A 12,348-nucleotide genomic window follows, 5' to 3' on the forward strand; every position below is an offset into this window, starting at 1 on the left:
TTTACCTCACTTCTACGCGTTGTAGAACTGATCCGTTTCGACTTAGGGGCCGGCTCGGGGCAAACTTGAACCATGAGCCACACTTCTGCCGAATCTGTCACTAAAACTGCTGAAACCGAAGAACAGTTCTACACGCTGTGGACGGTCTTCAAGCGCTCGGCCGACGTCCTGCGCAGCGGCGATGCTGCCCAGGAATTCGAAGCCCTTGCGGAGAAGCTCGCGGAGGGCGACGTGATCCTGCGCGGCAGCTACGACGTCTCGGCGATGCGCTCCGACGCCGACATCATGGTGTGGCTCCATGGCCCCAAGCCCGAGGACCTGCAGTCCGCTGTCCGCTCCATCCGGCGCAGCAAGCTCTTCGCCGGAACGGAGATCGTCTGGTCCGCCATGGGCGTGCACCGCGAAGCTGAGTTCTCCAAGAGCCACGTACCCGCCTACGCCCGTGGCGTCGAGCCGAGCACCTGGCTCTGCGTCTACCCGTTCGTCCGTTCGTACGAGTGGTACCTGCTCCCGACGGACGAGCGCGGCAAGATGCTCCGCGACCATGGCCTGCTGGGACGCGAATTCCCGCAGGTCATCTCCAACACCGTTTCCTCCTTCGCGCTCGGTGACTGGGAATGGATCCTTGGCCTCGAGGCACCGGAGCTGGTGGACCTGGTGGATTTGATGCGCCACCTGCGGGCCACCGAGGCACGCCACCACGTTCGCGAAGAAGTCCCCTTCTACACCGGCCGCCGCGTGACGGCTGCCGAGATTGCCGAGGTGCTCGCATGAACCAGCCCGTTATCTCCACAGCACCGAACGCTGTCACCGAGCGTGGGCGCCAGGAGCCCAAGCGATACGACGCCGTGCTGCTGGCGTCCTTCGGTGGTCCCGAAGGCCAGGATGACGTCATTCCGTTCCTACGCAACGTCACCCGTGGCCGGGGCATCCCGGATGAGCGGCTCGAAGAGGTCTCGCACCACTACCGCGCCTTTGGTGGCATCAGCCCCATCAACCAGCAGAACCGCGAACTGAAGGCTGCCATCGAAGCCGAGCTGGCCCGCCGTGGTATTGAACTGCCGGTCCTCTGGGGAAACCGGAACTGGGATCCGTACATCGCCCCGGTCCTCCAGGACGCCTACGACGCCGGACACCGCCGGCTCCTGATGCTCACCACCAGCATCTACTCCTGTTACTCCAGCTGCCGCCAGTACCGCGAAGACATCGGCGTTGCCCTGACGGAAACCGGGCTGGACGGCAAGCTGCAGGTGGACAAGATCCGCCAGTACTTCGACCACCCCGGCGTAGTCCAGCCCTTCCTGGAAGGTACCGCAGCGGGCTTGGAAGAGATCCGTGGCAAACTCGCTGCGGCCGGCGAGGATGACCCGGATTCGAAAATCCGCGTCCTGTTCGCAACCCACTCCATCCCCACGCGGGACGCCGAGGCGGCAGGCCGGTCCGAGGACGAGCCGCGCGAATTTGCCGAAGGTTCGGCTTATGCTGCCCAGCACTTGGCCAATGCCCAGGCCATCATGGATGCTGTGGCTCCCAACGTTGCCTGGGACCTGGTGTACCAGTCCCGTTCCGGTGCCCCGCACATCCCCTGGCTCGAACCGGACATCAATGACCACCTCGAGGAAATCGCCCCTGCAGGTGTCCGCGGTGTTGTCATCGTTCCGCTGGGCTTCGTCAGTGATCACATGGAAGTTGCCTGGGATCTTGACACCGAAGCGCTGGAAACCTGCAAGAACCTGGACATCGAAGCCACGCGCGTTCCCACTCCGGGAACCCATGCCGCCTTCGTGTCCGGCCTGGTTGACCTGATCTGCGAACGCACGGTGGAAAACAACATCGCCGAGCGTCCCCACGTGACGGACCTCGGACCCTGGTACGACGTCTGCCGCCCCAACTGCTGCGAGAACTTCCGCGGCGCGAAGCCGGTCATTTCAGAAGTCGGAACCACTGTGGGTCTTGGCCATGACGCCTATCCTGCAGCGGAGGCCGCCAAGTGACCGTACGCATCGGCACCAGGGCCAGCAAGCTGGCTTTGACGCAGACGCAGCAAACGGCAGACAAGCTGGCTGCGGTTGGCGGGTTCCCGGTGGAGCTGGTCCACATCAAGACCGAGGGCGACGTCAAGACAGGTTCCCTGTCCCAGATGGGCGGAACGGGCGTGTTTGTTGCTGCCTTGCGTGACGCCTTGCTGGCTGAGACGTGCGATGTCGCCGTCCACTCCCTCAAGGACCTGCCCACGGGGGCAGCCCTGGGACTGAGTATCGCCGCAACACCTCAACGGGTGGATGTCCGCGACGTTCTGTGTGCACGCGAGGGGATGACACTCTCCGAGTTGCCCGGCGGGGCCAAGGTGGGCACGGGTTCACCGCGCCGTGCGGCCCAGCTCCGGGCAGCGCGGCCGGATATCGAAGTCCTGGACATCCGCGGCAACGTCGATACCCGCCTCGGCAGGGTTCCCGGCTTGCCGGGAAACCTCACGGAGGAAGTAGTGCCGGGCAAGTCCTGTGACCTTGATGCCGTGGTGTTGGCAGCTGCAGGTTTGGAACGCATGGGCCGGCTGGACACCGTCAGCGAGTTCTTCGACACCACCGTGATGCTCCCCGCGCCCGGTCAAGGTGCGCTGGCCATTGAATGCCGCACCGGTGACGCTCCGCGCCAGGACGGGTCCGCTGACGGCTCGAGCGGAGTCCTGGCCCAGGCGCTTGCCGCGTTGGACGACGACGACACCCGTTTGGCCGTTACCGCCGAGCGTGCCGTGCTTGCCAGGCTCGAAGCGGGGTGCGCTGCTCCTGTAGGTGCTTATGCTTTCCGCAAGGGCAGCATGCTGCACCTTGAAGCAGTGGTCTGCGCGGTGGACGGTACCAAGACCGTGCGGGAGAAGAAAGCCACCGATGGGCTCACGGAAGTGGGCGCCACGTTGCTCGGCATCGAAGTGGCTGAGCTTTTGCTCGCTGCCGGTGCCGCGGAGATCGCGGACCTTGCCGCATCCTGAACAGCCTGATCCCCAAGGGTTGAACGGTCGGCGCATCCTGATTACCAGGAGCGCCGACCGGGCCAGGGACCTGGCCTCACTCCTGCACAGCCGCGGCGCCGCCCCCTTGGTTTTGCCACTGATCGATTTCGAGCGTGCCAAGGACCAGCGGGCCCTGGACTCCGTTCTTGACCGCCTGGCCGCAGGTGACTTCGACTGGCTGGTGATCAGCAGCATCACCAGCGCCAAAGTCCTCCTCGAAAAGGCTGCCCAGAGGGGAACGACGCCGGCAGGCCTGGTCCCTGCCACTACCAAGGTGGCCACCATTGGGCCCACCTCGGTCCGCATGCTCGAATCCATCGGCCTCACGGTCCATCTTGCCCCTGCCGGGCAGCAGTCCGCCGATGGTCTGGTGGAACTGTGGGAACCGGGGCCGTCCCGGGTGCTCCTGCCCCAAGCCGATATCGCAGCACCTGGGCTGCGCGAAGGCCTGGCCTCAAAAGGCGCGGACGTCACCGCGGCCGTCGCCTACCACACAGTGGACTACCCGGCCCGGGCGGAACTCCGCCTCGAAGCGGAACTGCCGGACGTCGTCGGGGGTTCCGGTAAGGCACTGCCGCCGACGCTCAACCCGGAAGAGGCCCGGGATGCCCTCCAAGCCGGGGCTGTGGACGCAGTGGTGGCGGCCTCACCCAGCGCCGCGCGGCGCATTGCTGAGACCTTGCTGCCGCTGGGCAGATGCCGGCTGGTAGCCATAGGGCGTCCGACGGCGGCTGAAGCCACCCGCCTGGGCCTCACCGTAGCTGCCACCGCCAAAGAACCAACTCCGGACGGCATCGTGGCCGCCTTGGAATCCGTTTTCGCCAACGAAGGGAACCCACAATGAGCTTTCCGAACCATCGTCCCCGCCGTCTGCGCACAACTCCTGCCATGCGCAGGCTTACCGCGGAGAACCGGCTGGCACCGGCTGACCTGATCCTCCCGGCATTCATCCGGGAAGGCCTCACGGAACCGAGCCCCATCAGCTCAATGCCGGGGGTAGTCCAGCACACCACCGACTCCCTGAAACGTGCTGCGGCCCAAGCAGTGGAGCTCGGCGTGGGCGGCATCATGCTGTTCGGCATCCCAGCGGTACGCGACGCCCAGGGCACGGCTTCCCTTGACCCGGAAGGCGTCCTGAACAAGGCCATCCGCGATGTCAAGGCCGAGGTGGGCGATGACCTGGTCATCATGGGTGACGTTTGCCTGGATGAGTTCACCGATCACGGCCACTGTGGTGTCCTCGACGCCGCCGGCTACGTGGACAACGATGCCACGCTGGAAATCTACGGACAGATGGCAGTAGCCCAGGCCGATGCCGGGGCGCATGTGCTGGGCCCGTCGGGCATGATGGATGGCCAGATCGCCGTGATCCGCCAGGCTTTGGAAGAAGCCGGCCACAAGAACACCGTGGTCCTCGCCTATGCCGCCAAGTACGCTTCGGCCTTCTATGGACCGTTCCGTGAGGCAGTCGATTCCCAGCTCAAGGGCGATCGCAGGACCTACCAGATGGACGCCGCCAACCGTCGGGAAGCCATCCTGGAAGTTGAACTTGACCTTGAAGAAGGTGCCGACATGGTGATGGTCAAACCTGCCATGAGCTACCTGGACATTCTGGCCGACGTGGCCGCGATGAGCCCGGTGCCGGTCTCGGCCTACCAAATCTCCGGCGAGTACGCCATGATCGAAGCGGCTGCGGCCAACGGCTGGATCGACAGGCGCGGTGCCATCACCGAATCCGTCCTTGGGATCAAGCGAGCCGGAGCCGATACCGTGCTGACCTATTGGGCCTCCGAACTCGCAGGCTGGCTGAAGGAGTCCTGATGACATCCGTTCCCTCTGACCCTGAAGTGTCTTCGGACCCTGCTGTTTCCCCGGATCCAGTGGCGCCTGTACCGGCCAACGAAATTCTCCTGGGCTTGAATACTTTCGGCGACGCCGGTGTCGACGCCGATGGGAATCCCAAGGAACACGCCCGGGTCCTGCGTGAACTGCTCGAAGAAGCAAAGCTGGCGGACGCCGTCGGGATCCATGCCTTCGGGGTAGGGGAGCACCATCGCCGGGACTTCGCAGTGTCAGCGCCGGAGGTCTTCCTTGCAGCTGCCGCGGCTGTGACCTCCCGCATTCGGCTGGGCTCGGCTGTCACCGTGCTGAGCTCGGATGATCCGATTCGTGTATTCCAGCGTTTCTCCACCGTTGATGCGCTGTCCAACGGCAGGGCCGAGGTAATGCTCGGCAGGGGCTCGTTTGTTGAATCCTTCCCGCTGTTCGGCCTTGACCTGGCCGACTACGAAGTTCTCTTCGAGGAAAAGCTGGAGCTTTTCGACAAGGTACGTGCTCAGAAGCCGGTTCATTGGGAAGGCCGCACCCGTCCCAACGTCAATGGGCTGCAGGTGTACCCCAAATTGCAGCATCACCTGCTGCCCACCTGGATTGGTGTGGGCGGAACACCGGAGTCCGTCCTCCGTTGCGCGGAATATGGCTATCCGATCATTTTCGCCATCATCGGGGGAGAACCCCGCCGCTTTGCCCCCTTGGTGAACCTTTACCGTGAGGCGATGCGAAAGTACGGCCACCCCATGCGGCAGATCGCAACGCATTCGCCCGGTTATATTGCCGATACCGACGAAGCTGCCCGGGAAGAGCTTTTCCCGCACTGGCTCGACCAGCGGAACAGGATCGGTGCCGAACGCGGCTGGGGTCCGGGCAACCGGGGCGAATTCGAGGCCATGTGCGGCCCCGAGGGCGCGCTGTACGTCGGATCGCCGGAGACCGTGGCGCAAAAGATCGTCCTGCTCAAACGGAATCTGGGCGTGGACCGCTTCGACCTCAAATACAGCAACGGGACGTTGCCCCACCAGTCCATGATGCGCTGCATCGAGCTTTACGGTACCGAGGTGGCCCCGAGGGTCGCCGAGCTGCTGGCCTCCCACTAGCGCGTGCCCGGCCAACCACTGCTGCTCCTGAATCACTGAAAGAATAGGAACCATGACTTCCAATACCCCTGTCTCCGATCAGCTGTTCGACCGTGCCCGGTCCCTGATGCCCGGTGGCGTGAACTCCCCGGTTCGTGCCTTCGGATCCGTAGGCGGTAACCCGAAGTTCATGGTTTCCGCCAAGGGCGCCTACCTCACCGATGCCGATGGCAAGGAGTACGTGGACCTGGTCTGTTCCTGGGGACCTGCCCTGCTGGGCCATGCGCACCCGGCCGTGCTCGAGGCCGTTCATGCAGCTGTGGACAGGGGACTGTCGTTCGGTGCTTCGACACCGGATGAGGCCAACCTGGCCGAGATCGTCAAGGAACGGGTGTCCGCCGTCGAGCGTCTCCGCATGGTCTCAACCGGCACTGAAGCCACCATGACCGCCGTGCGCCTGGCACGGGGCTTCACCGGCCGGAACCTCATCATCAAGTTCGCAGGCTGCTACCACGGTCACTTGGACGGACTGCTGGCAGCGGCAGGTTCCGGCGTTGCAACCCTGGCACTCCCAGGTTCGGCGGGTGTCACTGCGGCGACGGCGGCCGAAACCCTGGTTCTGCCCTACAACGACCTCGCTGCCGTAGAGGCTGCCTTCGCCACCCACGGCAACAACATTGCCGCCGTCATTACTGAAGCCGCTCCTGCCAACATGGGCGTCGTCACCCCGGGAGAGGGCTTCAACGCAGGGCTGTCCCGCATTACCAAGGAACACGGTGCACTCCTGATCGTGGACGAAGTCCTCACCGGTTTCCGTACGGGCTACTCGGGCTACTGGGGCCTCACCGGACGCCAGGAAGGGTGGGCGCCGGACCTGCTCACCTTCGGCAAGGTCATCGGCGGCGGAATGCCGACGGCGGCCCTGGGCGGCCGCGCCGACGTCATGGACTACCTCGCGCCGGTTGGCCCGGTGTACCAGGCAGGCACACTGTCCGGTAACCCGGTAGCCATGGCCGCCGGTGTGGCAACGCTGAGCAACGCGACGCCCGAGGTCTACGCCTACGTCGATGCCCGCTCGCTTGAACTCTCCGCGGCACTTTCCTCAGCCCTGGATGCTGCCGGCGTTGACCACTCCATCCAACGGGCAGGAAACCTCTTCTCGGTTGCTTTTGGCACCTCGGCCCACGGCGTGCACAACTATGACGACGCCCAGGCCCAGGAGAGCTTCCGCTACGCGCCGTTCTTCCACTCCATGCTGGATTCGGGCGTTTACCTCCCGCCTTCGGTCTTCGAGGCCTGGTTCCTGTCTGCCGCCCACGACGACGCCGCGATGAACCGTATTTTCGAAGCCCTCCCGGCGGCCGCCCAGGCTGCTGCCGGCGCCACTGCCTGATAACGCCGATGCCCCGGCCACGTGCGGAAAAGCACAGGGCCGGGGCATCGCCGTCTTCACACGGGGTAGGCTCGTAAGTGGAAACCCACCCCCAACGAACTAACGGTTTACCATGCGCAAGACCCAGACATTTGCATCTTTTGGTGTGAGCATCGCAACGGCTGGAGCTTTGCTCGCCCTGGCGTCCGGCTGCTCAAGCGGCAGCGGAAGCACCGCTGCGTCCCCAACGGAAGGGACGGCGTCGACCTCTGCTTCTCCGCCCCCAAGTTCTCCCCGGCCGGTAACGCCGGCACCCGGAACCACGACGGCGGCACCGGCGCCATCCGCCGTTCCCACAGCGTCTGCCGCGCCCGCTACGAGTGCGCCCACTGCTGCTGAGCAACAGTTGGTGAAGCTCAGCCTTGAGCAGAGAGTGGGCCAGCTGTTTATGGTGGCAGCCAAAGCCACCGGCGCTGAGCCGGGAACCATGCAGGCACTGAAGGAATACCACGCAGGCAATGTCTATCTGAGTGGTCGCAGCAAAGCAGGCAGCGCCGCCACCGCTTCCGTGGTGTCTTCCCTGACGGGCACAGTCTCCGCCGGGACCACCGGCGGTGTGCCGCTTTTCGTAGCCACCGACCAGGAAGGCGGGTATGTCCAGGTTCTTTCGGGTCCGGGATTCTCAACAATACCCACGGCCCTGGTTCAGGCAGGGGCAGGGCAGGCAAAACTCCGGGCTGACGCTGCCGTGTGGGGCAAGGAGCTTCGGAGCGCCGGGATCAACGTCAACCTAGCCCCTGTGCTGGACACTGTCACCAGCCCGGAATTTGCTCCTTCCAACGCCCCCATCGGCCACTTCCAACGCGAATACGGCTATGCGCCCGGAACGGTTTCGGCGCTCGGCAATGCCTTTGCCGATGGCATGAAAGAAGCGGGCGTAGCGCCTGTAGTGAAGCACTTCCCCGGTTTGGGCAAGGTGGTTCCCAACACGGACGTGACCAGTGATGTCAGGGACACCTCCACCACCCGGCAGGATCCCGCCCTGGAGCCCTTCAAGGCCGCCATCTCCTCCGGCACCCGGTGGGTCATGGTTTCAAACGCCTATTACGACAAGATCGACCCCGCAAACATCGCACCCTTTTCGCCAATCGTCATGGACACGATGCTGCGGAAAGACGCCGGCTTCACCGGAATCGTCCTCTCGGACGATCTCTGCAGCGCCGCGCAATTGGAAGCCTGGTCGGATGCGGACCGCGCCCTGAACTTCTTTGGTGCCGGCGGAACCATGCTGGTGTGCGCGGATCCTGCGAGTATTCCCGCCATGCACCAGGCAGTGGTGAAGAAGGCCCAGGCAGATGCCTCGTTCCGCGCCAAGGTCGATGCCGCGGCGCTGACCGTGCTGCGGGTCAAAGCCGGGCAGTGATTGCATGGGGGCTGTGACTGCAGGGGGCAGTGATTGCAGGGGGCTGTGATCACAGCAGGGCCAATGCCACAGCAAAGAACCCCGTCTTCGCAACGAAGACGGGGTTCTTTGGGCTGGTGCTTTTTTGCCTAAAGGACGTCCGACAGGAAGCCCTGCAGGCGTTCCGTTTGCGGATTGGTGAAAAGCTGCTCCGGAGGTCCGGATTCCACCACCACGCCGGCGTCCATGAAGGTCACCACATCGGAGACGTTGCGCGAGAAGCCCATCTCGTGGGTTACCACCACCATGGTCATGCCGCCTTGGGCCAGGTCGGTCATGAGGGCAAGGACGCCCTTGACCAATTCCGGGTCCAGTGCAGAGGTGGCCTCGTCAAAGAACATCACCTCCGGCTTCATGGCCAGGGCACGGGCGATCGCCACGCGCTGCTGCTGGCCACCGGAAAGGTTTGCAGGACGCGAGTCAGCCTTGTGCTTCAGGCCCACAAGGTCCAGTTGGGACAGGGCCTCGTCGCGCGCCTGCTCCTTGGACATGCCACGGAGTTTGCGCAATGCCAGCGAAATGTTCTCAGCCACGGTCTTGTGGGGGAACAGGTTGAACTGCTGGAACACCATGCCGATCCGGCGACGCAGTTCGTCCGGATTGTCCTTGAGCACAGAACGTCCGTCCAGCAGGATGTCGCCCTGGTCGGGTTCGATGAGGCGGTTCATCACGCGCAGAAGGGTCGACTTGCCTGAGCCGGAAGGGCCGATCACGGAGGCCGTGGTGCCTTTCTCGACGTGCAGGTCAATGCCCCGCAGCACGTGGTTGCTGCCAAAGGACAAGTGGATGTTCTTTGCAGTTAATGTGCCGGATGCGAATTCACTCATGCCTGGGCTCCTTTTCCTACCACGGCTGCTGCCTCATCCGGTTCCTTCTTCTCCGGCTTGCCGGAGCGCATGCGGGCGTCGATCCAGTTCACAAAATGCGTGAGCGGGATGGTCAGCGCGAGGTAGAAGATGGCGGCAGCAACGTACGGGGACAGGTTTCCGCTGTTGGCGGCGGCGTCCTTGCCGATCTGGAAAATCTCGCGTTCCGTGGCCAGGAGGCCCAGCATGAACACCAGTGAGGATTCCTTGATCAGTGCAATGAACTGGTTTACCAGGGCCGGAAGGACCCTGCGGATTCCCTGGGGTACTACCACCAGGCGCATGGAGGAGCCGTAGCTGAACCCGAGGGCACGGGTCGCTTCGAGTTGTCCCTTGTCCACGCTCTGGATGCCGGACCGGAAGATCTCGCCGATGTACGCGCCGGACATCAACGACAACGCCGCGATAGCCATGGGGTAGGGGCTGGTGGACCCCGTCAGTTCACGAATGATGGGGCCGAAACCGAACCCGATCACCAGAATGGTCAGCACCGGAGGAAGCCCGCGGAGAATGTCCGTGTAAATGCGGGCTATCCACCGTGCTGCTGCGTTCCGGGAAATCCCCATCAGGGCGAGCAGCATCCCGATCGCGGTCCCGATGATGCCGGAGACGACAGCCAGGACGATGGTATTGGGCAGGCCGACGGCGAACATCTTGGGAAGGACTTCGCCCATTGCCTCCCAGTCAAAGAAGGTCTCGGCAAGTTGATTGAGGATATCCATGGAACGCCTTGTTTACTTGGCGGGGAGCTGGACGGCCTTGCTGCCCGGCTTCCAGCCCTGGGGGGTCTGCTCGGCAGCAGTCGGACGGTCCTTGTACCACTCGGCCGTGAGCTTGGCCCAGGTGCCGTCGGCAATGACGGCATCCAAGCCGGAGTTCAAGGCGTCGATCAGCGGCTGGTTGTCCTTGTTCACTGCATAGGCGGTGAAGTTCTGGGTGTTGACAACCTTCTCGGCGATCTTGGTGTTATCGCCTTCCTTGACCTGGCCTTCAGCCTGCTGGGAGGGAGCGACCCATGCGTCGATCTGACCGTTCTTCACGTTGCCGTAAACGGTGTTGTAGTCAGGGAAACGGACGGGCTCGATCTTGAGCGTGTTCGTCATGTAGTCATCCTGGACGGTGCCCTGGACAACGCCGATGCGCAGGCCTTCCTTGACGTCGGCGAAGCCGCCCACCTTGGAGTCGCTCTTGGTCACGATGGCCATGTAGCCGAAGTCGTAGCCGTTGGTGAACCCGACTGTCTTACGGCGTGCGTCGGTGGTGGAGATCGAGGAGGATCCGACGTCGAACTGCTTGTTGCCCACCTGGGAGAGCAACGCGGAGAAGTCGGTGGATGCGAACTCAACCTTCAGGCCCAGCTTGTCGCCGATGGCGCGGAGGAGCTCGTTGTCATAGCCGGTGAATTTGCCCGAGGGGTCAATGAAGATGTTCGGCGGGGCATCGGAGAGGGTGCCCACGCGCAGGGTGCCGTCGGTAATGAGGCCCAACTTGGACTTGTCGATCTTGTCCAGCGGGGTTACCTCGGCGGTGGTGAACGTGTCCAGGGACTTCTGGTCGCTGCCGGCCAACGCATCGGTGGGCGAACCGCTGGGCTCGGAAGTTCCACCGCCACAAGCTGCCAGGGAAATCACCAGGGCTGCGGCCACGGGGGCAACAGACAGCCACTTAGGGGCTTTGAATTTCATGAAGAAATCACTTTCATCGGGTCACGAAGACGTTTCACGGTGGGCGGGGAATGTGGCAACCGAAAGGAAGGGTGGCTGCCCTAGCAGACTTCAACCCGCCAAACTTAATTATGTCACCCGCCCACCCGGGCAGTGTGAATCGAACAAATGATTGCTCGCCATCGATTTGGCCGAAGAAAGTTCCCCTGGGTGAGTCCTGGGGTTCCGGACTATTCCGTCAGCCGGTGCGTGTGTGGAATCCGCACGCTAAGTGGCTGGCCTTTGGGGTTCCCGCTGTTTCGTGTGACATGCGTCGCAGAATGCAATCCCTTGGGAGGAAGCTTTGGTTAGAAACCGCCCCGACCCGCATCCTCAGGCGGCAGGACCGGCCACTCGCCCTCGATAACTGCGGTGGGTTTGCTGCGCCGCAAATACTGCTGGAAATCGGCGGCCTGGGACGCGGCCCAGTCTACTTGCAACTGGTGGAGTGTGGAGGCAGGCATCTGCAGCTTGGGGAACTTGCCGGCCATTGCATCCAGGACGCGGAGGGTGGCGAGCGCATCCGCTGCGGAGGTGTGGGCGTTGGTCAGGTCAACCCCGTATTCCTCGCACAGGGCAGTCAGCGTGCGCTTTCCCTTGCGGTAGCGATCCACTTGTTTGTTCATGACATAGGGGTCCAACACGGGGAAGCGGCTCAGTTGCGGCACTCCATAGCGTGCAGACTCAGCGGCCAGCACGGTGAAGTCGTAACTGGCGTTGAAAGCGATGACTGGAGTGCCGGCGTCGAAAAGTTCCTGGAGAACCGCGGCAACTTCACGGGTGACTTCTGCCGCCGGACGGCCTTCTGCCCTGGCCTTCTCCGTGGACACGCCATGGACTTCACTGGCTTCAAGGGGAATCTCAACGCCCGGGTCAGCCAGCCACTCGTGCTCGGCAATGAGTTCTCCGTGGTCATCGACAACGGTGATCGAAGCGGTGACGATGCGGGCTGACCGCGAGTTCTTCCCGGTGGTCTCGAGGTCGAATGCGGCGCGGGAGAGGGTGTTCCAGGAGCTCATGTCT

General features: G+C 63.4%; 13 protein-coding genes. 8 read left to right on the forward strand and 5 right to left on the reverse strand.

Annotated features, from left to right (window positions below):
* The first annotated feature begins 72 nt into the window (after window positions 1-72).
* From hemQ to hemL, 7 genes are read left to right on the forward strand one after another with little or no spacing between them, the layout of a single operon-like run.
* Complete coding sequence (hemQ, locus tag BLQ01_RS03005; protein WP_026539994.1) at window positions 73-774, forward strand: hydrogen peroxide-dependent heme synthase; 702 nt, start codon at window positions 73-75, stop codon at window positions 772-774.
* A complete protein-coding gene (locus tag BLQ01_RS03010) occupies window positions 771-1,994 on the forward strand; it encodes a ferrochelatase (RefSeq protein WP_026539995.1) in 1,224 nt (407 codons plus the stop codon). The genes hemQ and BLQ01_RS03010 overlap by 4 nt, the downstream gene beginning before the upstream one ends.
* A complete protein-coding gene (gene hemC / locus BLQ01_RS03015; RefSeq protein ID WP_026539996.1) occupies window positions 1,991-2,989 on the forward strand; it encodes a hydroxymethylbilane synthase in 999 nt (332 codons plus the stop codon). The genes BLQ01_RS03010 and hemC overlap by 4 nt, the downstream gene beginning before the upstream one ends.
* Window positions 2,976-3,854 (forward strand): uroporphyrinogen-III synthase, encoded by an 879-nt coding sequence (locus BLQ01_RS03020; RefSeq protein WP_254779181.1) that lies wholly within the window; start codon window positions 2,976-2,978, stop codon window positions 3,852-3,854. Before hemC ends, BLQ01_RS03020 begins: the two co-directional genes overlap by 14 nt.
* Window positions 3,851-4,831 (forward strand): porphobilinogen synthase, encoded by a 981-nt coding sequence (gene hemB, locus BLQ01_RS03025; RefSeq protein ID WP_091550073.1) that lies wholly within the window; start codon window positions 3,851-3,853, stop codon window positions 4,829-4,831. Before BLQ01_RS03020 ends, hemB begins: the two co-directional genes overlap by 4 nt.
* Window positions 4,831-5,943, forward strand: coding sequence for an LLM class flavin-dependent oxidoreductase (locus BLQ01_RS03030; protein WP_091550075.1), 1,113 nt, complete (start codon window positions 4,831-4,833; stop codon window positions 5,941-5,943). Before hemB ends, BLQ01_RS03030 begins: the two co-directional genes overlap by 1 nt.
* Window positions 5,944-5,995: 52 nt before the next feature.
* Entirely contained in the window at window positions 5,996-7,315 is a 1,320-nt protein-coding gene (gene hemL / locus BLQ01_RS03035; protein ID WP_026546189.1) for a glutamate-1-semialdehyde 2,1-aminomutase, read from the forward strand.
* A gap of 99 nt (window positions 7,316-7,414) precedes the next feature.
* On the opposite strand, the gene BLQ01_RS22590 is transcribed toward hemL, so the two are convergent.
* The gene (locus BLQ01_RS22590; protein ID WP_254779183.1) at window positions 7,415-7,684 is read right to left on the reverse strand and encodes a hypothetical protein; all 270 of its coding nucleotides are present in this window, start codon (window positions 7,682-7,684) and stop codon (window positions 7,415-7,417) included.
* A gap of 19 nt (window positions 7,685-7,703) precedes the next feature.
* Between BLQ01_RS22590 and BLQ01_RS03040 the strand changes: the two genes are divergently transcribed.
* Window positions 7,704-8,717: a glycoside hydrolase family 3 N-terminal domain-containing protein gene (locus BLQ01_RS03040; protein ID WP_254779185.1), complete on the forward strand. Its 1,014-nt coding sequence runs from the start codon at window positions 7,704-7,706 to the stop codon at window positions 8,715-8,717.
* A 128-nt stretch (window positions 8,718-8,845) separates the two neighbouring features.
* On the opposite strand, the gene BLQ01_RS03045 is transcribed toward BLQ01_RS03040, so the two are convergent.
* From BLQ01_RS03045 to BLQ01_RS03055, 4 genes are all read right to left on the reverse strand, one after another.
* The gene (locus BLQ01_RS03045; RefSeq protein WP_026540002.1) at window positions 8,846-9,583 is read right to left on the reverse strand and encodes an amino acid ABC transporter ATP-binding protein; all 738 of its coding nucleotides are present in this window, start codon (window positions 9,581-9,583) and stop codon (window positions 8,846-8,848) included.
* Window positions 9,580-10,344: an amino acid ABC transporter permease gene (locus BLQ01_RS22495; RefSeq protein WP_026540003.1), complete on the reverse strand. Its 765-nt coding sequence runs from the start codon at window positions 10,342-10,344 to the stop codon at window positions 9,580-9,582. Before BLQ01_RS22495 ends, BLQ01_RS03045 begins: the two co-directional genes overlap by 4 nt.
* 12 nt (window positions 10,345-10,356) lie before the next feature.
* Window positions 10,357-11,307, reverse strand: coding sequence for an ABC transporter substrate-binding protein (locus BLQ01_RS22500; protein ID WP_026540004.1), 951 nt, complete (start codon window positions 11,305-11,307; stop codon window positions 10,357-10,359).
* Window positions 11,308-11,633: 326 nt separating this feature from the next.
* The gene (locus BLQ01_RS03055; RefSeq protein ID WP_026540005.1) at window positions 11,634-12,344 is read right to left on the reverse strand and encodes a 3'-5' exonuclease; all 711 of its coding nucleotides are present in this window, start codon (window positions 12,342-12,344) and stop codon (window positions 11,634-11,636) included.
* Between the last annotated feature and the right edge of the window lie 4 nt (window positions 12,345-12,348).

The organism is Arthrobacter sp. UNCCL28, assembly GCF_900102805.1.
Classification (GTDB): Bacteria; Actinomycetota; Actinomycetes; order Actinomycetales; family Micrococcaceae; genus Arthrobacter; species Arthrobacter nicotinovorans_A.

Bases quoted from the DNA above. Each gene is read 5' to 3' on its own strand.
- hemQ (WP_026539994.1), top strand. From the start codon at position 73: ATGAGCCACACTTCTGCCGAATCTGTCACTAAAACTGCTGAAACCGAA.
- BLQ01_RS03010 (WP_026539995.1), top strand. From the start codon at position 771: ATGAACCAGCCCGTTATCTCCACAGCACCGAACGCTGTCACCGAGCGT.
- hemB (WP_091550073.1), top strand. From the start codon at position 3,851: ATGAGCTTTCCGAACCATCGTCCCCGCCGTCTGCGCACAACTCCTGCC.
- BLQ01_RS03030 (WP_091550075.1), top strand. From the start codon at position 4,831: ATGACATCCGTTCCCTCTGACCCTGAAGTGTCTTCGGACCCTGCTGTT.
- hemL (WP_026546189.1), top strand. From the start codon at position 5,996: ATGACTTCCAATACCCCTGTCTCCGATCAGCTGTTCGACCGTGCCCGG.
- BLQ01_RS03045 (WP_026540002.1), bottom strand. From the start codon at position 9,583: ATGAGTGAATTCGCATCCGGCACATTAACTGCAAAGAACATCCACTTG.
- BLQ01_RS22495 (WP_026540003.1), bottom strand. From the start codon at position 10,344: ATGGATATCCTCAATCAACTTGCCGAGACCTTCTTTGACTGGGAGGCA.
- BLQ01_RS22500 (WP_026540004.1), bottom strand. From the start codon at position 11,307: ATGAAATTCAAAGCCCCTAAGTGGCTGTCTGTTGCCCCCGTGGCCGCA.
- BLQ01_RS03055 (WP_026540005.1), bottom strand. From the start codon at position 12,344: ATGAGCTCCTGGAACACCCTCTCCCGCGCCGCATTCGACCTCGAGACC.